24 protein-coding genes are annotated in these 23,610 nt (G+C 58.7%); 15 read left to right on the top strand and 9 right to left on the bottom strand.

The genetic code is table 11. The annotated features are described in order from the left end of the window. The first annotated feature begins 192 nt into the window (after positions 1 to 192). Entirely contained in the window at positions 193 to 873 is a 681-nt protein-coding gene (locus tag ACR0MV_RS17765; RefSeq protein WP_480703090.1) for an FkbM family methyltransferase, read from the top strand. 38 nt (positions 874 to 911) lie between these two features. Here the strand turns inward: ACR0MV_RS17765 and ACR0MV_RS17760 are convergent, their stop codons facing one another. After that, positions 912 to 2,435: a DUF2125 domain-containing protein gene (locus tag ACR0MV_RS17760; protein WP_480703088.1), complete on the bottom strand. Its 1,524-nt coding sequence runs from the start codon at positions 2,433 to 2,435 to the stop codon at positions 912 to 914. A 138-nt stretch (positions 2,436 to 2,573) separates the two neighbouring features. Between ACR0MV_RS17760 and ACR0MV_RS17755 the strand changes: the two genes are divergently transcribed. From ACR0MV_RS17755 to ACR0MV_RS17745, 3 genes are read left to right on the top strand one after another with little or no spacing between them, the layout of a single operon-like run. Then, the gene (locus ACR0MV_RS17755; RefSeq protein WP_170427483.1) at positions 2,574 to 3,317 is read left to right on the top strand and encodes an SDR family oxidoreductase; all 744 of its coding nucleotides are present in this window, start codon (positions 2,574 to 2,576) and stop codon (positions 3,315 to 3,317) included. Beyond that, positions 3,314 to 3,922 carry an enoyl-CoA hydratase/isomerase family protein gene (locus ACR0MV_RS17750; RefSeq protein WP_170427481.1) on the top strand — a complete coding sequence of 203 codons (609 nt, stop codon included), beginning with the start codon at positions 3,314 to 3,316 and terminating at the stop codon, positions 3,920 to 3,922. The genes ACR0MV_RS17755 and ACR0MV_RS17750 overlap by 4 nt, the downstream gene beginning before the upstream one ends. Beyond that, the gene (locus tag ACR0MV_RS17745) at positions 3,919 to 4,656 is read left to right on the top strand and encodes a VOC family protein (RefSeq protein ID WP_170427479.1); all 738 of its coding nucleotides are present in this window, start codon (positions 3,919 to 3,921) and stop codon (positions 4,654 to 4,656) included. Before ACR0MV_RS17750 ends, ACR0MV_RS17745 begins: the two co-directional genes overlap by 4 nt. Here ACR0MV_RS17745 and ACR0MV_RS17740 read toward each other — a convergent pair whose 3' ends face one another. Further along, entirely contained in the window at positions 4,657 to 4,953 is a 297-nt protein-coding gene (locus tag ACR0MV_RS17740) for an HNH endonuclease (RefSeq protein WP_170427477.1), read from the bottom strand. Positions 4,954 to 5,001: 48 nt separating this feature from the next. Here ACR0MV_RS17740 and ACR0MV_RS17735 point away from each other — a divergent pair, with 48 nt between their 5' ends. Continuing rightward, positions 5,002 to 6,171 carry a TIGR03862 family flavoprotein gene (locus tag ACR0MV_RS17735; RefSeq protein WP_170427475.1) on the top strand — a complete coding sequence of 390 codons (1,170 nt, stop codon included), beginning with the start codon at positions 5,002 to 5,004 and terminating at the stop codon, positions 6,169 to 6,171. On the opposite strand, the gene holA is transcribed toward ACR0MV_RS17735, so the two are convergent. The 4 genes from holA to ACR0MV_RS17715 all read right to left on the bottom strand — a co-directional run bounded on the left by holA (position 6,168) and on the right by ACR0MV_RS17715 (position 10,766). Beyond that, positions 6,168 to 7,196 carry a DNA polymerase III subunit delta gene (gene holA / locus ACR0MV_RS17730; protein WP_480703086.1) on the bottom strand — a complete coding sequence of 343 codons (1,029 nt, stop codon included), beginning with the start codon at positions 7,194 to 7,196 and terminating at the stop codon, positions 6,168 to 6,170. The two genes, ACR0MV_RS17735 and holA, sit on opposite strands and share 4 nt — an antisense overlap. Continuing rightward, on the bottom strand, positions 7,193 to 7,684 hold the full coding sequence (lptE, locus tag ACR0MV_RS17725) for an LPS assembly lipoprotein LptE (RefSeq protein WP_480703085.1): 492 nt from the start codon (positions 7,682 to 7,684) through the stop codon (positions 7,193 to 7,195). Before lptE ends, holA begins: the two co-directional genes overlap by 4 nt. After that, on the bottom strand, positions 7,671 to 10,205 hold the full coding sequence (gene leuS / locus ACR0MV_RS17720; RefSeq protein ID WP_480703083.1) for a leucine--tRNA ligase: 2,535 nt from the start codon (positions 10,203 to 10,205) through the stop codon (positions 7,671 to 7,673). The genes lptE and leuS overlap by 14 nt, the downstream gene beginning before the upstream one ends. A gap of 72 nt (positions 10,206 to 10,277) precedes the next feature. Then, positions 10,278 to 10,766, bottom strand: a complete 489-nt coding sequence (locus tag ACR0MV_RS17715; RefSeq protein ID WP_480703082.1) for a DUF3576 domain-containing protein — start codon at positions 10,764 to 10,766, stop codon at positions 10,278 to 10,280. 281 nt (positions 10,767 to 11,047) lie between these two features. Between ACR0MV_RS17715 and ACR0MV_RS17710 the strand changes: the two genes are divergently transcribed. Together ACR0MV_RS17710 and ACR0MV_RS17705 are read left to right on the top strand one after the other, a co-directional pair. Then, positions 11,048 to 12,067, top strand: coding sequence for a porin (locus tag ACR0MV_RS17710; protein ID WP_480703081.1), 1,020 nt, complete (start codon positions 11,048 to 11,050; stop codon positions 12,065 to 12,067). Positions 12,068 to 12,169: 102 nt separating this feature from the next. Then, a complete protein-coding gene (locus tag ACR0MV_RS17705; RefSeq protein ID WP_480703080.1) occupies positions 12,170 to 12,829 on the top strand; it encodes a YggS family pyridoxal phosphate-dependent enzyme in 660 nt (219 codons plus the stop codon). Here ACR0MV_RS17705 and ACR0MV_RS17700 read toward each other — a convergent pair. Both ACR0MV_RS17700 and ribA read right to left on the bottom strand, forming a co-directional pair. Further along, positions 12,813 to 13,313: a L,D-transpeptidase family protein gene (locus ACR0MV_RS17700; protein WP_480703079.1), complete on the bottom strand. Its 501-nt coding sequence runs from the start codon at positions 13,311 to 13,313 to the stop codon at positions 12,813 to 12,815. The two genes, ACR0MV_RS17705 and ACR0MV_RS17700, sit on opposite strands and share 17 nt — an antisense overlap. Then, positions 13,310 to 14,404 carry a GTP cyclohydrolase II gene (gene ribA, locus ACR0MV_RS17695; protein WP_480703077.1) on the bottom strand — a complete coding sequence of 365 codons (1,095 nt, stop codon included), beginning with the start codon at positions 14,402 to 14,404 and terminating at the stop codon, positions 13,310 to 13,312. The genes ACR0MV_RS17700 and ribA overlap by 4 nt, the downstream gene beginning before the upstream one ends. A gap of 160 nt (positions 14,405 to 14,564) precedes the next feature. On the opposite strand from ribA, the gene ACR0MV_RS17690 reads away from it, so the two are divergent. The 6 genes from ACR0MV_RS17690 to ACR0MV_RS17665 all read left to right on the top strand — a co-directional run bounded on the left by ACR0MV_RS17690 (position 14,565) and on the right by ACR0MV_RS17665 (position 19,666). Then, positions 14,565 to 15,251, top strand: a complete 687-nt coding sequence (locus ACR0MV_RS17690; protein WP_058272567.1) for a response regulator transcription factor — start codon at positions 14,565 to 14,567, stop codon at positions 15,249 to 15,251. 240 nt (positions 15,252 to 15,491) lie between these two features. Further along, positions 15,492 to 16,928 carry an arylsulfatase gene (locus tag ACR0MV_RS17685; RefSeq protein WP_480703075.1) on the top strand — a complete coding sequence of 479 codons (1,437 nt, stop codon included), beginning with the start codon at positions 15,492 to 15,494 and terminating at the stop codon, positions 16,926 to 16,928. Between the two features lie 104 nt (positions 16,929 to 17,032). Then, positions 17,033 to 17,821 (top strand): exodeoxyribonuclease III, encoded by a 789-nt coding sequence (locus tag ACR0MV_RS17680; RefSeq protein ID WP_480703073.1) that lies wholly within the window; start codon positions 17,033 to 17,035, stop codon positions 17,819 to 17,821. 76 nt (positions 17,822 to 17,897) lie between these two features. Next, positions 17,898 to 18,815 carry a thioredoxin gene (trxA, locus tag ACR0MV_RS17675; protein ID WP_480703071.1) on the top strand — a complete coding sequence of 306 codons (918 nt, stop codon included), beginning with the start codon at positions 17,898 to 17,900 and terminating at the stop codon, positions 18,813 to 18,815. A gap of 27 nt (positions 18,816 to 18,842) precedes the next feature. Continuing rightward, positions 18,843 to 19,484 (top strand): LON peptidase substrate-binding domain-containing protein, encoded by a 642-nt coding sequence (locus ACR0MV_RS17670; protein ID WP_480703069.1) that lies wholly within the window; start codon positions 18,843 to 18,845, stop codon positions 19,482 to 19,484. After that, entirely contained in the window at positions 19,481 to 19,666 is a 186-nt protein-coding gene (locus tag ACR0MV_RS17665; RefSeq protein ID WP_170427449.1) for a Trm112 family protein, read from the top strand. Before ACR0MV_RS17670 ends, ACR0MV_RS17665 begins: the two co-directional genes overlap by 4 nt. Here ACR0MV_RS17665 and ACR0MV_RS17660 read toward each other — a convergent pair. Continuing rightward, positions 19,663 to 20,925, bottom strand: coding sequence for an FAD-dependent monooxygenase (locus ACR0MV_RS17660; RefSeq protein WP_480703068.1), 1,263 nt, complete (start codon positions 20,923 to 20,925; stop codon positions 19,663 to 19,665). The two genes, ACR0MV_RS17665 and ACR0MV_RS17660, sit on opposite strands and share 4 nt — an antisense overlap. A 53-nt stretch (positions 20,926 to 20,978) precedes the next feature. On the opposite strand from ACR0MV_RS17660, the gene ACR0MV_RS17655 reads away from it, so the two are divergent. Both ACR0MV_RS17655 and ACR0MV_RS17650 read left to right on the top strand, forming a co-directional pair. Further along, positions 20,979 to 22,307, top strand: coding sequence for an amidase (locus ACR0MV_RS17655; RefSeq protein ID WP_480703067.1), 1,329 nt, complete (start codon positions 20,979 to 20,981; stop codon positions 22,305 to 22,307). Positions 22,308 to 22,415: 108 nt separating this feature from the next. After that, positions 22,416 to 23,597: an aminotransferase class I/II-fold pyridoxal phosphate-dependent enzyme gene (locus ACR0MV_RS17650; protein WP_480703065.1), complete on the top strand. Its 1,182-nt coding sequence runs from the start codon at positions 22,416 to 22,418 to the stop codon at positions 23,595 to 23,597. Positions 23,598 to 23,610 lie beyond the last annotated feature (13 nt).

Genomic DNA, 23,610 nt, shown 5'->3' with positions numbered 1-23,610 from the left:
CATTTGACCTAGCCTTCCACTCCGCGTCTCGCAAGGGCTACCGGGCAAAGCAATCTCTTGGGTTTTGGCTCAATCTGCAAAATCCCGGCATTTGGCTTCAATACAAGGTTCCTTGATTGAGGTTTTTCGATACATGTTCAATAAAGTCAGGGTTCCTTGATTTTGAGGCAACGCGAACGAGCAGTGACCAATATGCAAGAAAATCTAAGCCTGCGCGGCGTTGAGATACCCGACGATCCGCAGATCATTACCCAGAAAGTCAAACGATCCATCCTTGCCGAGCGGTACGAAAAGGACGAGGTAAACGGGCTGCCAAAGTTCATCGACCCCAAAGACAGGGTTGTGGAACTTGGGGCAGGGATCGGCTTTGTTTCATCATTTCTTGTCACGCAATTGGGTGTGCGTCACGTCATGTGCGTCGAAGCCAACCCGGTCCTGTGTGAGTTTATCGGCCGCGTGCATAAGGCCAACGACATTTCGGGCGTAGACGTCCTGAATGCCGTCGCACGGACCGATGGTCAGGAAACTGGAACCGCCAGGTTCTATGTGCGTGAACCGTTTTGGTCGTCCTCTTTGGATCAGTCGCCGGACTATGTGAAAGAAATCGGGGTTCCCGAACATCAATTGTCAGATCTGTTGAGCGATTTCGACGCCAATGTTCTGATCGTCGACATTGAAGGGGGCGAGGCGCATCTTTTCGATGGGGCAGACCTTGCGAACGTGCAGAAAGTCTACCTTGAGGTGCACACGCGCAAGATTGGTTTGCGTGGTATCAAAAAGTGTTTTGATGATTTGTCGGCGCTTGGATTTGCATATGACCAGCGCGTGAGCTGTGGCGGCTCGGTCTTGTTTCGACGCGTCCGAGGCCGCTAGCGAGGGTTGGGAAGGCAGCAACGCGCCTTCCCTTAACGTTACTTGATGCGTTGGCCGTTCGCCTTGATCTGACCGTCCGCGGTGAATTCGATTTCCGAGTTCAGCGTATCCGGCGCGTCACCCGGCACTGCCATCAGCCCCATCATCATCCGTGCGCCCATTGCGTCGCTATCGGATACCAGACCCATGCCGATCAGCTTGTCGATCAGAGCGTTGGCTCCAACCAGCGTTAGCTTGGCCACACCGGTGGGCGCGGGCATGCCGTCAAACTCTTCGGTGTTTGTGTTGTCGAAGGTGAAATCACCTTCACCGGTCAGTTTCGCTCCGACCAAAGAGACGAGCAGTTCATTGATCTTGAGCGAGTGCAGTTCACCTGGTTCCAGGTCCGACGCATCCAGCTCTTCGACGGCCTCGGGATCAAAGATGTTCATCAACACTTTGGCGGTTCCGGTTGCGTCCAGCGCAATCGTCGCCGGGTCGCGGGGCAGGGCCTCTGCCGGGTCAAACATGCTCCACAGGACGTCCGACATGGTGAAATCGGTCAGGTTCATCGCAAAACCGAACGGTTGAATCTCTTCGGATTTCTGCACTGGGATTTCAAATTTGAACCCTGCGCTTTCCATCGCGATTTCAATCGGGAACGGCAGATCGGCAGTCGTCACAGCGACTTTCGAGCTGTTTTGTTCGATATCATAAGCAAGACGCTGGGCGTCGATGCTGGCACCAAATTTGCCACCTTTGGATTCGCTGCCGACCGAGAAAGCCTCGCCTTCGCTGGTACCAGCCATTGCCGTTTGGCCGGAGCCATAGGTGAACAGACCCGAGAAAGAGAAACCTGCTTCGTAGAAGGCCTCGGGATTCGTGATGTCGAAATCAGAGGGGATAACGTTTGTACCTTCAAACGCCAGATCGTTCATTGAGCCGTCGATCTTGCCAGTATCGTCGCTTTCCGGATCCTGGAAAGCCAGATCGTAGGTCAGACCGGCCGCGGTAAAGGTCTGGTCAATGTCACGGTTCTCGCCGATTTTCATGCGAGAACTGCCGGACAGATCGGTCATGCCAACGTTCACGGCAAGCGCATCACCGGGCATTTCTTCGCCGTCTACGGTCACGCCGTTCAGTTTGATACCCAGCGTGTCCGCCGAATAATCATAGGTCATGTTCTCTTTCGAGCCGGAAACGACCATGGTCATACCCGTCTGCGAATAGTCGATGTTGACCGCGAATTCCTCACCCTCGCCTTCGCCGGATACGGTCATCGGGAAATTCTCGGGGAAGCCGATGTTGACCGTACCGTCGCCGTTTTCAGTCAATGTCATTTCAGGAACGACCATACGGAAGGTTGCGTCCTCTTCCGGGATGTCCATCGAGACGGTCATGTCTGCAATTGTAGTGACATTGCCCGCAACGGTTTCGTTCCCCGAAACGGTGTAACCCATCTGGCCCAGATAGGCTTTCCAGTCATTCCAGACATCCTGTGAGGTCAGATCGGCGAGAGCGCCTTGAGTGATAACGGCATAAGCCAAAACAGCACCGCAGCTGCGGCGAAGGAAAACGGACATTACAGTACCCTTCTAGATAAATTTGCCGGCATCGTCGTGTTTGTGGACCCGGGCGTCAAGGGGCAAGGACTGGACCATTTCCCCATTGACGGGGTAGAGATTCACACAAATTCAAGCCGATGGAGGTAAAGGAACCAAATGCAGGGAAAAACCGTACTGATAACTGGGGCCAGCCGGGGCATCGGAGCCGAGGCCGGGCGCGAATTTGCCGCAGCCGGAGCGAACGTGGCGCTGGTCGCCCGCAGCCGGGATCAGATCGATGCGCTGGCCGCCGCGCTGGGTGAAAATGCAATCGCATTGCAATGCGACGTCAGCGATTTTGCGCAGGTGGAACAGGCGGTCGCGGATTGCGTTGACCGTTTTGGCGGGCTGGACGTTCTGATTGGGAATGCTGGTGTCATTGATCCAATCTTTCATCTGTCAAACGCCGATGTCGCGGCCTGGGACAAGGCGATCGACATCAACCTCAAAGGTGTTTTCTACGGAATGCGTGCGGCGTTGCCCGTCATGCGCGCCGCGGGCGGCGGCACGATCCTGACCGTGTCATCCGGCGCGGCCTCGAACCCGGTTGAGGCTTGGAGCCATTATTGCGCGTCGAAAGCCGGAGCCAAGATGCTGACGGAATGTCTACACCTCGAAGAAGCAATACACGGGATCCGCGCAATGGGCCTGTCTCCGGGCACGGTGGCGACCGAAATGCAGCGTGTCATCAAGGCCAGCGGCATCAACGCGGTCAGCCAATTGGACTGGAGCGATCATATCCCCGCAGACTGGCCCGCCAAGGCGCTGTTGTGGATGTGCACAGCGGATGCGGACGAGTTTCTGGGCACCGAAATCTCGCTGCGCCGCGCGGACATACGACAAAGGGTTGGACTGACGTGATCGAACTGAACAAAGAAGACGGGTTGTGGATCGTCACACTGAACAATCCTGATAAGGCCAATGCCCTGACCGGCGCGATGTTGACTGAATTGGCTGAGATTGCCGAGTCCGCAACCGAGGCGCGCGCGCTGATCCTAACCGGGGCGGGCAGCGTGTTCAGCGCTGGGGCTGATCTGGCCGAGGCCCGCACCGGGCTTGCGACCTCGGACGTGTGGGAGCGTTTGTCGGGCGCGATCGCAATTTTGCCCTGTCTGACGGTTGCCGCGTTGAACGGAACCCTTGCAGGCGGAGCCAACGGCATGGTGCTGGCCTGCGACCTACGCATCGCCGTCCCATCGGCCAAGTTCTTCTATCCCGTTATGAAGTTGGGGTTCTTACCTCAACCCTCTGACCCTGCGCGCATGGCGGCTCTGATCGGTCCGGCCCGTACCAAGATGATCCTGATGGCGGGGCAAAAGATCACGGCGGATGAGGCTTATGCTTTTGGGTTGGTCGACCGCGTTGTGGCCCCTGATGAATTGATGCAGACGGCCCGTGATCTGGTCGCTGACAGCATCGCTGCTGATCCCGGGATTGCGGCTGGCATCGCCGGGCTTTGCGCATGAGGCTGTCTGGCTTACGATTGCGCGTCGCTGATACCGAGAAACTGGCGTCGTTCTACACGGGTGTTCTGGGCATGTCGGTTGATCAACAAGGGGTTAGCTTGCGGATGGGCTATCCGGGGCAGGATGCCGATTTGCTTTTGATGCCCGGCGGCGGGGGCTACACGCATGACACTGGCCAACGCTATTGGAAGATCGGGATCACCGTAGCGGATGTCGATCTGGCGGCCGCAGTCCTGCGCGACAAAGGGGTCGAGGTTTCGGAGCCTAGGCAGTTTCTGGACATTGGCTATATGTGCCACCTCAAAGACCCTGAGGGCTTTGTGATCGAATTGCTGCAACACGATTTCGAAGGAAACCGCGTGGAAAATGCGGCGGACCCCGATGCGCCCTTTGCCAAGGCCTGCATCGGCCAGATCACACTGCGCACCGGAGATATCGCGGCAGAGGATGCGTTCTGTCGGGCGCAGGGCATGCGTCTGCTTTCAATGCAGGATGTCGAACCATATGGATTCGACCTGCATTTTTACGCTTTCACTGATGATGTGCCCCCGAACCCCGATCTTTGGGCCGTAGAGAACCGCGAGTGGCTGTGGAAACGCGCTTACACGACGCTCGAATTTCAGCACGTCGCTGGTGCCCGGTTTGCCAATGTGCCGGACTATCGCGGATTGGAGGTTGAAGGGCTTGCCGCGCCCGCGCGGGATGCCTTTGGCGATCCGGTGAACCCCGGCTGATCAACGTCCACGCCGCTTGCCCGGTACTTTGGAGCGAAATCCGGGTGGGCGTTTGCGGACCCAGTTCAGGAATTTCTCAAGCCGGGGATGGGCACGCAACGCCTCGACCGTGTTGAAATTGCGCGCCAGTTCCGCTTCGGTCAGGGTCGCGTGCACCTCTTTATGGCAAATCTGATGCAGCAGGACCGTGGGTCCGCCCTTGCCCCCTTTGAGTTTTGGGATCAGATGGTGCAGGCTGCCAGCCCCATCGGGGATCGGGCGGTCGCAAAGCGGGCAGATCGGATCGGTGTTCGTCATGGCATGGACAAAGTTGCGCCGGGTGGTGCGAAAGGCAAGAGGGCGGGGATGGCACAGGCATTGGTGATCGGCGGTGGACCCGCGGGCCTGATGGCGGCTGAGGAATTGGCCAAAGCCGGGCATGCCGTTCTGGTGGCCGAGGCCAAGCCGTCGTTGGCCCGCAAGTTCCTGATGGCTGGGAAATCCGGGTTGAACCTGACCAAGGACGAACCGTTTGAGGCTCTGATCTCCTCCTATGCCGAGGCCGCGGACTGGTTGCGTCCGATGATTGCAGAATTCGACGCCTCGGATGTGCAAACATGGGCGCAAGGGCTTGGGCAAGAGTTGTTCACCGGTTCGACCGGTCGTGTGTTTCCAAAAGTGATGAAAGCCTCGCCGCTTTTGCGGGCATGGCTCGAAAGGTTGGGCGCGGCGGGAGTACAGGTCAGAACGCGCTGGCGCTGGGTGGGGTGGGACGACGGACAGCCCATTTTCGACGCGCCCGATGGCAGGCAAGGAATCAACGCGGATGTGACAGTTCTGGCGCTGGGCGGGGCAAGCTGGGCGCGGTTGGGATCGGACGGAACATGGGCGCCTGTGCTACGGGGCAAAGGTGTCGCGCTTACCCCGTTTGCGCCCGCGAACTCGGCCATTTCTGTCGACTGGAGCCCGCATATGCAGCCTCATTTTGGCGCGGCGTTGAAGTCAGTCCGCTGGATGGCCGGAGAATTGGAAAGTCGGGGTGAAGCTGTGGTCTCGGCCACAGGTCTGGAGGGCGGAGGGCTTTATTCCCTGACCCCGGCGTTGCGGGCGGGCGCGGGTTTGTTCGTCGATTTGGTCCCGGATGTTACTGAATCCGCCTTGCAGGCGCGGATTGAGGCCAAAAACGCGAAAACAACGACGTCGCAATGGCTTAAGAAGTCTCTGAAACTGCCGCCGCAGAAAATCGCGCTGTTTCATGAGATGACCCAGCGGGGCGCTGAGCTCACTGCATTGAGACGCCTTCCCATTCTCGGTGCAGGCCTTCGCCCCATGGACGAAGCCATTTCCACCGCTGGTGGTGTGGCACGGTCCGCGTTGAATGATGGCCTGATGCTGACCGGATGCCCCGGCGTGTTCTGCGCGGGCGAGATGTTGGATTGGGAGGCCCCGACCGGGGGCTATTTGCTGACGGCCTGTCTGGCCACGGGCCGTTGGGCCGGACGCAACGCTGCGGATTGGCTGGATCGGACCGCTTAGCGCGTGCGCGCCAGCATCGCCAGACGGATCATTGCCCGTTCAACCAAGGCCATCGCCGGTGCTGTCTGCCCGGCAGAGCGCAGCGACAGGTCCGTATCGGTCAGAACCGTCAAAGCAGTTTGCAATTTCGGCGCGCCCCATCCCTGCGCCTGACGCAGAATGCGGTCGCGACGCTTGCCGTAGACCGGCGGGCGCAGCTTGCCGACCCCCTGAGCTGCCCCGCCGGGATCGGAGGCGCAGGCATAAAGTGTCCGAAAATGTCGGGTGGCGCCGATACACAGGCTGACCGCATTGGTACCTTGCGATTGAAGACGCCGGATCAGCGGCCCGATCTCACCCGCGCGCCCCTCGGCCACCACGTTCAGCACATCGTCCAGAGCCGCCTCGGTCGAGCGAGGCGCGCAGGCTTCGATATCCTCGATCGTCAGTTCCGAACTGTCGCCTCGTTTGTAAAGTGACAACTTCTCAATGGTTTGGGTGAAATCACCGGGGCTGATGCCGGTCGCCAATTCGGTGATCGCAGACATCGAGTCGCGGGGGATATTCTGCAAGCCGGCCTCGGACAGAATCCGTTCGACCTCGGCCCGCGATGGAGGATCGTCATAGATTCCGACCGCATAAGCCGAAGGATGTGCCTCGAACGCTTTGCGGATTTTTGAGCTGGCTTTGAGCTGCCCTGCAGTCACGATGATCTGGGCGTCGCCGGGAACCCAATCTTCCAAAGCGGCCAAGATTGCCGGTGCGGCTGAGTCGGTTGTGTCTTCGACAAAAACCGCGCGCGGTCCGGGAAAGAAGCCAACCGCCTTGACCGCATCCAGCAGCAAAGCGGGATCACCCCGCAAGTCAGCGCCGGGCAATCTGGTCAGGCGCATCTCCTCTTCGGCGTTTGCGCCCAGCAAAGCGGCCAGAACCTGCTGCCGCTTTAGTGCGACCCGCATCGCGTCTGCGCCGTAAATCAGCAGCCCGGTCTTGTCCGCATCGGGTCTTGAGAAATACCCATCGGCCTCGCGCGGGCTCAGCTTCATGCGGACAGGCCCGGAGTAGCGTATAGGCGGGTGATGATCTGGTCTGACAACAGCACCATCAGGCGCTCTGTCGCGTCGCGTTCACTGGCCAGAGTCGAAACCGTGGAGCCTGCAGCTGAGTACCCCACGAAATCGGTGACTGTGCCTGAGGCAAGAATCTGACCGGTTGCGTTCGATCTGAGCGCATAGTTCGCCGTGCCATTGATCGTTAGGCGATTGGTTTCGTTCGTGGTGGTGATCGCTGCCGCCACCGTTGAGGTCGAAACCGAAACGTCGAGGTTGTATTCGCTGCCGGACGTCGCGCTGCGTCCCAGCTTTTGCTCCAAGTCTTCAACCAGAAGGTAGCTGGTGACGGTGTTTGGCTCGGACACGGCTACGCGGCCAAAAAGCGCCGAGCCTGCGCCAGCCGGAGCGTAAACAGGCTCAAACCCGCAAGCGGCAAGCGCCAGCGGCATCAACAACAGGGTTCTGCGATCAAACGACAACATTCACGATACGGCCCGGTACAACGATCACTTTTTTCGGCGCATTACCATCCAGCGCCTTTTGTACAGCTTCGGTGCTGAGCGCGATTTTTTCAACCTCGTCCTTAGCCATATCCTTGGCGACGCTGATTTCCGCGCGGCGTTTGCCGTTGATCTGGATCGGAAGGGTCACAGTGTCGTCGACCAGCATGGCTTCATCGGCGACGGGCCATGCGGCGGTGGCGACCAGCCCTTCTCCGCCCAACAGCTGCCACAGCTCTTCGGATAGGTGCGGGGTCATTGGCGACATCAGCTGTGCCAGCGTTTTGGCCGCTTCGCGCTTGGCCGCGGTTCCGGCCTTGGATTTGGCCAGAGTGTTGGTGAATGCGTAAAGCTTAGCGATCGAGGCGTTGAAACCAAAGGATTCGACGCCGCCGGTCACATCATGGATGGCTTTGTGCATCTCGCGCAGCAAGGTTTCGTCATCGGCATTGGCCGGAACGTCCGACTCGGCAATCTCCGAGGCGATGCGGTGTACGCGGCTGAGGTGTTTGAATGCGGCTTCGGCCCCGGATGCGGTCCATTCAACGTCCCGTTCAGGCGGCGAATCGGACAACACGAACCAGCGCGCAGTGTCGGCACCGAAGGCCGAGATGATGCTGACCGGGTCGACCACGTTCTTCTTGGATTTCGACATTTTGGCCGAGGGGATGATCTCGACCTCAGTGCCGTCAGCCAGTTTTCCGTCGGTCACGTCCTCGGGCAGGTGATAGACCGGACGGCCATTGGCGTCGCGGGTCTGGTAGATCTCATGCGTCACCATGCCTTGGGTGAACAGCGCATCGAAGGGTTCGATGGCTTTTTTCGGCAGGTGGCCAGTGATGTTCATCGCCCGTGCGAAGAAACGGGAATAGAGCAGATGTAGAATCGCGTGCTCAATCCCGCCGATGTACTGGTCGACATTCATCCAGTATTCAGCCTCGGCCAGATCGGTCGGTGTTTCAGCGCGCGGGGCGGTGAAACGGGCGAAATACCAGGACGAATCGACGAAGGTGTCCATCGTGTCGGTTTCACGCTTGGCCGGCGCACCGCATTTCGGGCAGGAACAATCGCGCCACGTCGGGTGGCGGTCCAACGGATTGCCCGGTTTGTCAAAGGTCACATCGTCCGGCAGTTGAACCGGCAGGTTCTCTTTCTTCTCGGGCACCACACCGCAGCTGTCGCAATGCACGACGGGAATCGGGCAACCCCAATAGCGTTGGCGGCTGAGGCCCCAGTCGCGCAGCCGGTATTTGGTGACGCCTTCGCCCCACCCGGCCTTTTCGGCGAAATCGACGGTGGCGTTGATTGCCTCGTCGCCTGTCGCCTCGGTCAGGCCTGCGAAATGGTTCACCCAACGGACTTTTTCGGTCTTTGGCGGCACAAATGCGATCTTGTCGACCGGAGTGTCGTCATCCAATGCAAAGAAGGTGTCCACCACGGGCAGGCCGTATTTACGGCAGAAATCGAGGTCGCGCTGGTCATGAGCTGGGCAGGCAAAGATCGCGCCGGTGCCGTAATCCATCAGGATGAAGTTCGCGATCCAGACCGGCAGCTCCCAGTTCGGGTCCAGTGGATGCTTGACCTTGATGCCGGTGTCATAACCCAGCTTCTCAGCGGTCTCGATGGCCTCTTCGGTGGTTCCGCCCTTGCGGCACTCGGCAACGAACGCGGCAACCTCTGGGTTTTCAGCTGCAAGCTGCTTGGCAATTGGGTGATCCGGCGAAATGCCGACAAAAGATGCGCCGAGCAGCGTATCGGGCCGAGTCGTATAGACGGTGATCGGCTCACCTCCGTCGATGCGTTCAAACCCGAATTGAAGGCCGCGCGATTTGCCGATCCAGTTCTCCTGCATCAGACGCACCTTCGCAGGCCAGTTGTCGAGCGTATCAAGTGCGTCCAGCAATTCCTCGGAATAATCGCTGATCTTGAAGAACCACTGCGTCAGCTCGCGCCGTTCCACCAGCGCGCCCGAGCGCCAGCCGCGCCCGTTTTCCACCTGTTCGTTGGCCAGAACCGTCATATCCACTGGATCCCAGTTCACCACAGCATTCTTGCGGTAAACCAACCCGGCTTCGAGCATATCTAGGAACAGCGCCTGCTGCTGTCCGTAATACTCCGGATCACAGGTGGCGAACTCGCGGGACCAGTCGATAGACAGACCCAGAGGCTTCATCTGACCGCGCATGTCGGCAATGTTGCCATAGGTCCAGTCTTTCGGATGGCCGCCAATGGCCATTGCCGCGTTTTCCGCAGGCATCCCGAAAGCGTCCCAGCCCATCGGGTGCAGCACGTTATGGCCGGTCGCCAGTTTGTGCCGCGCGATTACGTCGCCCATCGTATAGTTGCGCACATGCCCCATATGGATCCGGCCAGAGGGGTAGGGGAACATCTCAAGCACGTAGTATTTCGGCTTGTCCACCTTGTGGCTGGCGGTGAAGATTCCGGCCTTGTCCCAGGCTTCCTGCCATTTTGCTTCGATTTCGTTGGCCGAGTAGCGCGACATGGTGCGGTCCTTCGTGAATGAAAACGCCGGGCATGAACCCGGCGTGGTAATATTGTGATTTTCGGCGGGTGGCTAGAGCTTGTTGTCCGCAATACGCAGCTGACGGGCGCGATTCAGGATCGCATCCTCGACCGCCCGCGTGGTTGCGGCGTTGACCGGAGCGCCTCCGCTGGATTGCAGCGCAACCGACAGGGACCGCGCGGCCAATGCCGGGTCACTTATATGTACGGTTGCCCGGTAAGAGCGCCCGCCACCCGGCGGTGTGCCGTAACCCGTTACAATAACGCCGGTAAATGGATCGACTTCCTGAACAGGCAGAAAGTTCAGTACATCTAGCGAGGCTGCCCAGAGATAGCGATTCACATTAACGATCTGTTCGGCATTGCCGCGGTCGAACACATCCCAGATGGTCGTACGCTCGGGATCGTTAAGCTCTCGTTCAGCAGAGCTGGTGCTGTCTGTATTCAGCAGATCGGGATTCGGTGCAGCACCCCGATTCTGTCCGCAGGCCGACACGGCAGCAGTCATTATGATCAAACCGAAAATCGTCTGCAAGCGCATTGTCGACTGGTCCTGTTTCACTTGGTCTACTTTGTTCAGTGTTACTCCTAGACAAGGTCCAGTTCAGCAACAACCCTATTCTTCTTACATATGCTGGCGCGGTATGCAGATAAGGCTCCAAATGCGACTGTGGCATCCTTGCACCAATTTGTGGCCAATGCGTGCTGCACGTTTAAGGCAAGCTTGCGTGAAGGGGGCAAAAAAAGCGAAACGGTTCCCGTGCTGAGACATGTGCTGAGGCATGTGTCGAGTAGAAAAACTTTGAAACCGAGGGAAACAAGATGAAAAAAGTTCTCTTCGCATCGACCGCTCTGATCGCAACCGCAAGTGTTGCAGCGGCCGACGTACGCTTCAGCGGCTATGGCCGTTTTGGTATTGGTTACCTGGAAGACCGCACCGGTACCGTAGTCAACATTGACACCACAGGTGCTACGCCGGTCATCGGCGAAGCGACTGTCCCGACAGACGAAACCATCCTGGTCTCGCGCTTCCGTCTGAACATCGACGGTGTTGTCGAAACCGACGGCGGTGTTGAGTTCTCGGCTCGTGTTCGTCTGCAGGCTGACGAAAACGCCGGTAACGGTGAAGCAAACGCAGCTGGCCTGAACGGCGCACGCTTCTCGGTCATCTACGGTGGTCTGCGTGTTGACGCGGGCAACGTTGCTGGCGCATTCGACAACCTGGCAAACTACTACGGTAACGAGCCTGGCCTGGAAAACTTCATCGGTCAGTACTCCGGTGTTGACTATAGCTTCCTGGGTTACTCGTCGACCGGTTCCGGTTCGAACGCTGTGTTCTTCCAGTACGCAGTTGGCGACTTCGCCTTTGGCGCATCGTACGACCAAGCAACTTTCGCAGTTAACGGCCTTCCTGAGGACGGCTCTCGCTGGGACATCAGCGCGACCTACAACTTCGCGAACGTAACTGCTGCTCTGGCCTATGGTCAGACCAAAGCTTCTGTAGACTCGATCACCGAAAAGCAGTCGCTGACCGTTCTGACCCTGGGTGCAGAATTCGGTGACTTCTCGGGTACGATCTTCGTCGCGGACGATGATGTTGTAAACGCCGCACGCAACGGTACCGCATACGGTCTGTCGGCAGCCTACAACCTGGGCGCTGCTACCACCCTGACCTTCGCTTACGGTGACGGTTCGGCTGATGACGACCTGCAGCAGTACGGTATTGGTGCCATCTACGACCTGGGCGGCGGTGCATCGCTGCGCGGTGGTATCGGCAACCAGAAGCGTGGCGACGGCGAGAGCCAGCTGCGCGCTGACTTCGGTGCTCAGTTCAACTTCTAAGTTGATCTAAACCGCAAGGTTTAAGGGCAGGTCTTCGGACCTGCCCTTTTCTTTTGCGCAGACTTGGTGTTTTTCTGCCGTCAAAGCACAGAGAGGAAACCCATGTCGCTGCACGACATTACCGCCCGAATCGCCAAAGCCGAAGCTGCTGCAGGCCGCCCTGCAGGGTCGACCAAACTGATCGCCGTTTCAAAGGTGCAGCCCAACGAACGCGTCGAGGCCGTTCTGGAACAAGGGCATCGCTGTTTCGGTGAAAACCGGGTGCAAGAGGCCGCGGGCAAATGGCCCGAATTCAAAGAGCGGTTTTCGGGCATAGACTTACATCTGATCGGACCGTTGCAAACCAACAAAGCCCGTCAGGCAATCGAGCTGTTCGACGCAATCCATTCGGTCGACCGACCGAAACTGGCCAAATCGCTTGCGCGGCTGGCTCAGGAAGTCGGTCATTGCCCGGACTTGTTCATTCAGGTCAACACCGGAGAAGAAGAGCAGAAAGCGGGTATCATGCCCGTTGATGCCGATGCCTTTATTGCCGAATGCCGCGAACTGGATTTGCCGATCCAAGGGCTGATGGCGATCCCACCGGTAGACGAAGAGCCCTCGCTGCATTTTGCTTTGCTAGCCAAGATCGCCGAGCGCAATGGATTGCAGGGATTGTCGATGGGGATGAGCGGCGACTTCGAACAGGCCATCGCATTGGGTGCGACCCATGTGCGCGTGGGCTCGGCCATCTTTGGTGAGCGTGTCAGGCCTGAGGGATAATCAACCGCGTTCCAGGAACGAGCCGACCTGCGATCCAGTGCAGATGGTCGCGTCGAAATGCAATGCAGCCCTCGGTCGGATAGCCGGGGCGGCGCCATTGATGCAAAAAGACTGCGGACCCGCGCCCCGGTACGGCGCTCGGCCAGTTCCAGTCGGTGATCAACACAAGGTCATACAACGGGTCGGCGCGCCTTAATTTCTCGTGGCTATGGCCATAGGGCGCGCTGACCATCTGGTTGTACTCGCTGTCTGCGCTGTCATCCGACCACAAATCTTGGGGCCCGATGGGTGTGGCCCACGTGGTTGGGGCTGCCAGCCTGTCAGGTCGGAACAGCATTCCCACGATCCGATGCTCTCCTACTGGGGTTGCTCCATCGCCTTCGCGTTTGTCTTTGGTCAGGCCGCCCTTGCCGATGGAACAGGGAAACAGGCGGCCAGCAAAGCGGACGCCGCGCGGGGTTAGCACCAGATCATCAGGTGTCACAGCAAATGGCCAGATTTGGCGGCTTTGGTGGCCAGATAACCCCGATTGTGTGCTGTTTCACCAACCTTCAGCGGCACACGCTCGGTCACCGCGATGCCTGTCTTCTCCATCATCGCGATCTTTGCAGGGTTATTCGTCAGCAGCCGAACCGAGCTGAAGCCCAGTTCTTTCAGGATGTCCGAACCCAAACGGAAATCCCGCTCATCATCCTCGAACCCCAATCGGTGATTGGCTTCCACCGTGTCAAAACCCTGATCCTGCAGGAAATAGGCCCGCATCTTGTTGGCCAGGCCGATCCCGCGGCCTTCCTGATTAAGATACAGCAAGACGCCAGCTCCTTCAGAACCCATCTGCGCAAGTGCTCCGCGCAGCTGTGGACCGCAGTCGCATTTCAGGCTGCCCATCAGGTCGCCGGTGAAACAGGCCGAGTGCAGGCGAGCCAGAACAGGTTTACTGCGATCGGGGCGGCCGATCTCGACAGCGTAATGCTCTTCCCCGCCATCTTCGGGGCGGAAGACGTGCAGACGCCCGGCCTCGGACACCTCCATCGGCAAGCGGGCTGCAGCGATGGCGTGCAAAGCGCTGCGATCGGCCAAATGTGGTGCGGCGCGCGTGTGGTCGATACAGGTCAGGCCGTGGGTGGCCGCAAAATTGCGACCATCCTCAACGGGAACCACCACGGCGGCGGGCAGCAGGCGAGCGGATTTGGTCAATGAAATTGCGATACGATGCAGGTTGGCACTGCCCTGCCTTTCGGTCATCAGGGGGCCTTTCATCGGCGCGTTCAGGTCGTCAGACGGATCGGCGACGGCCTGAACCCAGGCAATGTCTGCATCGGATGGAATGATCACCCGCGCCAGATCGCCGTCATAGGCGCGTGCCTTAAGCGTTTCCGCCCGCCGCACGGTGACCGCAACCACCGGCTGACCTTCGAGGCTGCGTAGATCTGCAAGCCGCTGCGCGCTCAGCGTTTCTGAAGCGATGGCCAGAACGCTGAACCCAGTGTCATCTGTCAGTAAGACAGGAACACCCATACGCAGATCAGCCCGCGCGCGGGCCAGCAATTCCGAGATATCCGGGATAAGACTCATCTATGTTACCCTATAACGTGTAGGTGTCGTCTAACCTGATCAGAGGGAAATGTGAAACATTTCCTCTACGTCAGACACATGGGCGTGAGACCATTGCAGTAAAACTTGTTGATTGCGAAATCTGTACGCAAATGGTGGAAAAGGCTTAGGAGGACCGCACATGGCTCAGCTCAAGAAAATCCTGCTGGTGGATGATGACGAAGACCTGCGCGAGGCGCTCAGCGAGCAACTTGTGATGACTGAGGATTTCGACGTGTTCGAGGCCGCGGACGGCCAATCCGCGATGGAGCGCGCGCGCGAAGCGATCTACGACCTAGTCATTCTGGATGTGGGCCTGCCGGACACCGATGGGCGCGAGCTGTGCCGCCTGATGCGCAAACAAGGCGTTAAAAGCCCGATTCTGATGCTGACAGGCCATGACAGCGACGCCGATACCATCCTGGGCCTAGATGCCGGCGCCAATGACTATGTTTCCAAGCCGTTCAAATTTCCGGTCCTTTTGGCCCGCATCCGTGCGCAGCTACGCCAGCACGAACAGTCCGAAGACGCGGTCTTTGTTCTGGGGCCGTACACCTTCAAACCTGCGATGAAGATGCTGATCACCGAAGAGGACCGCAAGATTCGCCTGACCGAGAAAGAGACGAACATTCTCAAGTTCCTCTACCGCTCGGCCGATGGTGTGGTTGCTCGCGATGTGTTGCTGCACGAAGTATGGGGCTACAACGCCGGTGTCACCACCCATACGCTGGAAACCCACATCTATCGTCTGCGCCAGAAGATCGAGCCTGACCCATCGAATGCACGCCTTTTGGTCACAGAATCGGGCGGATATCGCTTGGTCTCGTAACTCCGGGTGGAATGACGTGGATCAAAGTGATACTCTGGATGTGTAATTAGATTACTCCCAACCCGCGCATGTCCGGGTTAAGACATGCACCTCCCTGTTGGACTGCCGGGCCTTTGGCCCGGCTTTTTTTGTCGGGGATGCGAACGAATGTCTGCTCACAGCTCATACAAGACGTCAATTCTTGACCGCAGGCACCCTTTTTCGCCAATCTCCAACTAGCATTTTTTTGGGAGCGTCGTCATGAAGCGGTTTTCGCGAACATTTCTACTCTTGCTATCTATCCAAATAGGTACTGTCGCTTCAGCTCAGGACAAACCCAACATAGTCTTCATATTTCTCGACAATTTTGGATGGGGTGAGCCAGGGTTCAACGGCGGTGGGATAATTCGTGGCACCGCCACTCCGGAAATGGACGCTCTGGCCGCTGAAGGCTTGAGGCTTACGAACTTCAACGTTGAAAGTCAGTGCACTCCCTCTCGTGCAGCGACTATGACCGGTCGTTACGGTATTCGAAGTGGCAACCATACAGTCCCACTTGGAGGTGGCGTCTACGGTCTGACCCAGTGGGAAATCACAATGGCCGAGATGCTCAAGGAAGTAGGGTACAATACGGCTATGTATGGCAAGTGGCACCTTGGCTGGACCGAGGGGCGCTATCCAACCAACCAAGGTTTCGACGAGTTCTACGGTGTCGAGACGACTGATGTCACAGTCTGGCGCTCGCTCCCAGGCTTTGCTGAAGCCAACATGGAAGATCCGGTTGTGATGCAAGGTGTTGCGGGCGAACCGGCGACAGTGGCGCGCGACTATGATCTGGATTATCGCGGTGAGATAGATGGCGACCTTACAAAGAAAGCCATCGATTTCATCGAAGCCAAGAGTGGGGAAGATGCACCATTCTTCATCTATCTTGCCTACACGCAGACCCACTATCCAAACATCGTGTCCGAAGAATTTGATGGGACCACTGGAAACGGCGTCTGGGCCGACATTCTACTTCAAACAGATAGCTATATCGGACGCATCGTTGATGCGATTGAGGCGGCAGGCGTTTCCGACGACACCGTGGTGATATTTACTGCTGACAACGGCCCTGAAGCTCTTCCGGTTGGAAATGCCAACGTCTCGCCGGTTCCTGCTGTACATGGTACAGCCGGGCCTTGGCGCGGCACTCTGTTCACCAGCCTCGAAGGAAGCATGCGCGTGCCTTTCGCCATCAAGTGGCCGGGGAAGATTCCTGCTGGTTCAGAAAGCAATGACGTTGTTCACTCGATGGACCTTTATCCAACACTGGCGGCATTCGCTGGCGGCAAAGTGCCCGAGGACCGAGCTTTTGATGGCATCGACCAATCCGAATTCTTTTTGGGCATCCAGCCGAAATCGAATCGAGAAGGCGTGATCGTCTACATGGGTGAACAGATATTCGGCGTAAAATGGAAGGATTGGAAAGTTCTTTTTAAAGAGAATACGACTGCTTTTGGTGCAACGGAGTCTTTCGACACACCAAGGGTCTATAACCTTTTGAATGATCCACACGAGCGTGAAAGCGTACTCTTCCCGCACACATGGGCGGCCGAAAAAGCGCTGCCGCAGTTGCAGGAGCACCTCGCTACATTCGAGAAGTTTCCTCCGATTCCCCCCGGGACGCCAGATCCCTACGAACCGCCTAATGACTGAGTGGCTGCTTTTGTTCGCTTAGCTGCTCTTCAGCGACCGTTTCCTATGGCACCCCACATCACACCACGCTAACCTCGCGCCCAACCGCGACAGAGGAATTCCCCATGCCCTTTACCCTTGCCACCTGGAACATCAACTCGGTCCGCCTGCGCGAGCCTATCGTGCTGAAATTGCTGCAGGAAGAGGCCCCGGATGTTCTGTGCCTGCAAGAGTGCAAGTCGCCGGTCGAAAAGATCCCGACCGAGGGGTTTGCAGAACTGGGATACACCCACATGGTTGCAAGGGGCCAGAAGGGGTACAACGGCGTCGCGATCCTGTCGCGCATCCCGATGGAGGAGGTCGGCGATAAGGATTTCGCGGGTCTCGGCCATGCCCGGCACATCGCGGGACGGTTGGAGAATGGTGTCACCATTCACAATTTTTACGTCCCCGCTGGTGGCGATATTCCGGATCGCGAAAAGAACGAAAAGTTTGGGCAAAAGCTCGACTATCTCACCGACATGCGCGACTGGTTCCATGCTGAGAAGCCCGAGAAGTCCATTCTTGTTGGCGACCTGAATATTGCCCCGCGAGAAGACGATGTCTGGTCGCACAAACAACTTCTCAAGGTCGTGTCGCACACGCCGATCGAGGTTGAACATCTGGCCGAAACCCAGGACGCGGGGGGATGGGTCGACGTCACTCGGCAGGATATTCCCGAAGGGCAATTGTATAGCTGGTGGTCCTATCGCGCGCGCGACTGGGACGCAGCCGACAAAGGGCGGCGACTGGATCACGTGTGGGCTACGCCCGATATTTCGAACGCGGGGCATTCCAGCCGCATCCTGCGCGATGCGCGTGGGTGGGAAAAGCCCAGTGATCACGCGCCGGTCTTTGCGACATTCGACCTTTGACCCTGCAACTCTACTATTGGTTTCTGCCCCTCGGGGTTGCATATAGAGGCCAAATTTGAATGAAAGAGTGAACGCCATGGACCTTCTGAACACTGCAGCCGGACCAGAAACTGCCGATCTGATCATAGACGGATCCGAGGCCACCTTTATGGCCGATGTTGTTGAGGCCTCGCAGGAGACCCCTGTGATTGTGGACTTCTGGGCGCCCTGGTGTGGTCCGTGCAAGACGCTGGGCCCGTTGCTGGAAGAGGCCGTGACCGCCGCCAAGGGGGCGGTGAAGATGGTCAAGATCAATGTGGATGAGGCGCAGATGATCGCGTCTCAGATGCGCATTCAATCGATCCCGACCGTCTATGCGTTTTTCAAAGGTCAGCCGGTCGACGGTTTCCAGGGCGCGTTGCCGGGGTCCGAGATCAAGGCTTTTGTGGACCGTGTTATCGAGGCTGCGGGCGGCGAAAGCCCGGGTGGGCAACTGGACGATGCGGTCCAGGCTGCCGAAGAGATGTTGGCCGAAGGTGCCGCTGTTGATGCGGCCCAGACTTTCGCGGCGATTTTGGGCGAAGACCCGAACCACGCGGCCGCTTATGGCGGTTTGGTGCGCGCGCATATCGCATCGGATGATCTTGAGCAGGCCGAGGCCATCCTGAATGGCGCACCGGCGGAAATCTCATCATCGCCCGAGCTTGAAGCAGCCCACGCTCAGCTTGAGCTGGCGAAACAGGCTGCCGACGCAGGCCCGGTGGGCGAGTTGAAAGTGGCCGTTGAGGCGGACCCGGACAACCATCAGGCCCGTTTCGACCTTGCGCAGGCCCTGCACGCCAATGGCGAAGTTGAAGAGGCGGTTGCGCAATTGCTGGAACTGTTCCGTCGGGATCGCGAATGGAATGACGGCGCGGCCAAGACGCAGCTGTTTACCATTTTCGACGCGCTCAAGCCGAATGACCCGGTTGTTCTGAACGGACGGCGCAAACTCAGCTCGATGATATTTGCCTAAACTCCGATCAGAGCTACACTCGGGTACATGATGCATCCCGCTGATCTGCCGGAGACGGTCTCCGTTTTCCCATTGCCCGGGGCGCTGCTGCTGCCCCGATCCCGCTTGCCGCTGCATATCTTTGAGCCGCGCTACCTGCAAATGCTGGACGACGCGCTGAAAACGCCCGAGCGCTTGATCGGTATGGTGCAGCCGAACCCGACCCTGTCCAACGACAACAAGCTGCATCAGATTGGCTGCGCGGGGCGTGTGACACAGTTTTCTGAAACCGAAGATGGTCGGTACCTGATCACGCTGACCGGTATTTCGCGATTCCGGATCAAGTCCGAGCTGGACGCGTTCACGCCCTATCGCCGCTGCGCCGTTTCGTGGGACGGGTTTGAGCGTGATTTGGGTAAGGCCGAGGCGGACGACGCCTTTGATCGGTCTCGGTTTTTGAACCTGCTCGAACGGTTCTTTTCCTCTCGCCAGCTGTCCACGGATTGGGACACCCTGAAGGACGCCGACGATGAGTTGTTGGTGAATTCCCTGTCGATGTTGCTGGATTTTGACCCCGAAGAGAAACAAGCCTTGCTCGAAGCACCTTGCCTTCGCACCCGGCGCGAGACATTGGTTACACTGATTGAATTCGCCATGCGCGGCGGATCGAGCGAGGAAAAACTGCAATGACCGAAGTCGAACACCCTTTTGACCGCCACATGCTTGAGGCGCTGATCTGCCCGCAGACGCACACCACGCTGCATTATGACGCCGAAAAGCAAGAACTGGTGTCTAAAGCTGCTAATCTGGCCTTTCCGATCCGAAACGGCATCCCGGTTATGCTGGTGGACGAGGCGCGGCAGCTGGACTAAATCGCACGCCCCTGAAGCAGTTTTGGCAGTTCCCCGGTCAGCCCGGCGGCCTCGCGCACGAAGCCGCGGCGCAGGCCGGGAAATGAACCAACGATCCCCATTCCGATATCGCGACCCATGCGCAGGATCGGATTGTCGTTGGAAAACAGCTTGTTGAAAACATCTGTCGCCATAGCCAGCGATGCCGTGTCGAACCGCCTCCATTCCTGATAGCGCTCCAGTACCAAGACCGAGCCGATGTCTTCGCCCCGCCGTCCCGCAAGCGTCAGAACTTCGGCTAGGGCGCCGACATCGCGCAGGCCTGCGTTCAGGCCCTGACCTGCGATCGGGTGCATGCCGTGGGCAGCATCGCCGACCAAGGCCATGCGATCCCCGATGAAGGAGTTCGCAATTGTCAGGTTCAGCGGATAGGTAAACCGGTCTCCGGCCAGTCGGATGTCCCCCAGAAAATCGCCGAAGCGCGGGCGCAGGACTTGCAGGTACTCGTCCTCGGGCATGGCGTTGATGCGTTGCGCCATGTCGGTCTGTTCGCTCCAGACGATCGAGCTGCGGTTTCCGGTCAAGGGCAGAATGGCCAATGGCCCGGGCGGCATAAAGAACTGATGTGCGATGCCGTGGTGAGGCAGGTCGTGTTCGATGGCACAGACCAGCGCGGTTTGGCCGTAATCCCAGCCCGTGCGTTTAATCCCCGCACGCGAGGCTGTGCCGCTTCGGCGTCCGTCGCACCCCACCAGCAGCCCGCCTGTCACGGTGTTGCCGTCGTCCAGCGTCAGTGTAACGCCCGTATCGTCCGAGGTCTGCGCAACAACGGATTTGCCGCTGATCTGGGTAATACCGCTCTGATCTGTCATCGCATCCAGAAACGCGCGGCGCAGGTGGCGATCCTCGACCATATAGCCCATCGGGCCTTCTTCGATCTCGGCATGGTCGAAATGCAGGAAGAACGGCGATGGACCGGAACCCGCATGGCCATCGGTCACCTTGATCTCAAGCATTGGCTGGTCGTGGTCAGCCACACGGTCCCAGACACCGATGGCGTCCAGCAATCGCTGCGAGGCCAGAGCCAGAGCATAGGCGCGCCCGTCAAAGGCGGCGTTTTTGCGGGCTTTTTCGGCCAAGGCGTCAATCACGGTGACGGAATGGCCGGTTTGGGCCAGTGCCAAGGCCAGCGCCGGGCCATTCAGGCCGCCACCTACGATCACGATATCCGAGCTATGTTTCATGGCCTGCAATATGCGCGACCTTTCGGGATTGTCCATGTGCGGTCCTGTCGCTACCGTCGCCTAGAGTGCTTTTTCGAGAGGGGGCGGGCATGCAGGACTGGCTGACCATGACGGCGTGTGATCTTGGCCGTGGCATCGGCATGGGGCAGATTGATCCGGTGGAACTGACCGAGGCTTACCTGTCCGCCATCGACGCACATCCCCATCTTGATCGCATCTATGCGCGGGTTACCTATGATCGGGCCCGAGCCGAGGCCCAAGCCGCAAAAGAAAGGGCCAATTTGGGTCTGCGGCGGTCCCTGCTGGATGGTGTGCCGATCAGTTGGAAGGACCTGTTCGACACCGCCGGAACGGCAACTGAGGCCGGTTCAGCCTTGCTGAAAGGGCGTGTCCCCGAGGCGGATGCCGTCGTCGTGCGTAATGCGACAGCCATGGGCGCGGTTTGTTTGGGCAAGACGCATATGAGCGAACTGGCGTTCTCGGGTCTTGGATTGAACCCGATCACCGGAACGCCCCCCTGCGTCGATGATGAGGCCGCAGTCCCCGGAGGGTCCTCTTCCGGTGCGGCGGCGTCGGTGGCTTGGGGCCTGGCTGCTGGTGGTATCGGTTCGGATACAGGTGGATCGGTGCGCATCCCCTCGGCCTGGAACAATTTGGTCGGCCTGAAAACCACGGCCGGACGCGTTAGCCTTGAGGGGACCGTGCCGCTGTGCCTACGGTTCGACACCGTTGGCCCGCTGGCCCGCTCGGTCGAGGACGCGGCGCAATTGCTGGCTTTGCTGGAAGGCGGTTCTCCACCAGATCTGCGGGGGGCCAACCTTAAAGGGCGCCGCTTTGCCAACCTGCAGACTGTTGCACAGGATGATCTGAGAAAGGCGCCGGGGCAGGCATTTAACGGAGCTATCGACCGTTTGACCGCAGCAGGGGCCGAGATCGTTCCGCTTGAAGTACCCGAGCTGAAAGACGCCATGGCGCTGTCGGGTATCCTGTACACCACCGAAGCTTATGGGCTGTGGCGCGATGTGATCGAAGCCAACCCGGATGCTATGTATCCTGAGATTCTGGCGCGTTTTCGCGCCGGTCAAAATGCGACCGGTGCGGATTACATTGCTGCATGGTCCAAGCTGAAAGCCTGCCGGGCTGCGTGGGACGCGGCGACATCCGGTTTTGATGCGGTGCTTGCGCCCACAGCACCCATCCTGCCACCGAATCTGGACCGCTTGATGAGCGATCACGACTACTATGTCACCGAAAACCTGCTGGCCCTGCGCAACACGCGGATCGGTAACCTGATGGGGCTGGCGGCGCTGACATTGCCCACTGGCACCCCCGGTTGCGGGCTGATGATGATGGGCTATCCGGGGTCGGAGGAAGCCTTGCTCAGGCTTGGATCAGCGGCCGAGGCTGCGTTGGCCTGAATGCCACAATCCCCTGATTCGCCGTCTCTTTGTCTGGACGAAACCGGGCGTGATCTGTAACCTGCTTGGAAAACGGGGCGAAATGACCCCGACATTGAGGCAGTAGTTATGAATTTCCCCGAGCGGTTTTCGAACCTACCGGAATATGCATTCCCGCGTCTGCGCACCCTGTTGGATCACCATCAGCCGGGTGGTGAAGTGATTCACATGACAATTGGCGCGCCGATGCATGATTTCCCGGCATGGGTCACAGATGTGATCACCGAAAACGCTGCCGGATTTCAGGGCTATCCGCCCAACGAAGGCTCGCCCGAGCTGCGCGCGGCAATCACCGGCTGGATTGATCGCCGTTACGGCGTGTCCATGGACCCCGACACCAATGTGATGGCGCTGAATGGCACGCGCGAGGGCCTGTACAATGCCGCGATGGCGCTGTGCCCCGAGCAGAAGAATGGTGAAAAGCCCGTTATCCTCTGCCCGAACCCGTTTTATCAGGTGTACATGGTGGCCTCGCTGTCGGTCCGCGCCGATCCGGTATTTGTGCCCGCAACGGCCGCCACCGATCACTTGCCGGACTATGCCGGACTGCCTAAGGACGTACTGAACCGCACGGTCGCGGCCTATATCTGTTCTCCTGCAAACCCGCAGGGTGCGGTTGCTTCGCGCGATTACTGGGTCGAGCTGATCCAATTGGCAGAAACCTACGATTTCCGCATCTTCGCGGATGAATGTTACTCCGAGATTTACCGCGATGAGGCCCCGACCGGTGTTCTGACCGTCGCAAAAGAGCTTGGGGCTGACCCGGAGCGGATCACCCTGTTCAACTCGCTCTCCAAGCGTTCCAACCTTGCCGGGCTGCGCTCGGGCCTGATTGCAGGCGGTACCGAAACGATCAAACGGGTCAAGCAGTTGCGGAACTATGCAGGCGCGCCTTTGCCACTGCCCCTCCAAGCCGCCGCCGCCAAGGTTTGGGCGGACGAGGCGCATGTGGTCGAGAACCGCGCGCTTTATCAGGAAAAATACACAATCGCGGACGAAGTTTTTGCCGGTGTACAGGGCTATATGCCGCCCGAGGCCGGTTTTTTCCTGTGGTTGCCGGTCGAGAATGGCGAAGAGACCACGTTAAAGCTGTGGCAAGAGACCGGCGTTCGGGTCTTGCCGGGCGCATATCTTTCTCAAGGTGATCCGGGGCAAAACCCGGGCGAGCAATTTATCCGGGTCGCGATGGTGGCCCCAAAAACAGAGTTGCAGCAGGGGCTAATCACGCTCCGCGACTGCATCTATTCGTGAGGTACGAGGGCAA

The sequence above is a fragment of the Ruegeria sp. BC3 genome (genome assembly GCF_056539265.1).
Note: the sequence above shows the minus strand (reverse complement) of the source record. Positions and strands in the feature narration are given on the sequence as shown.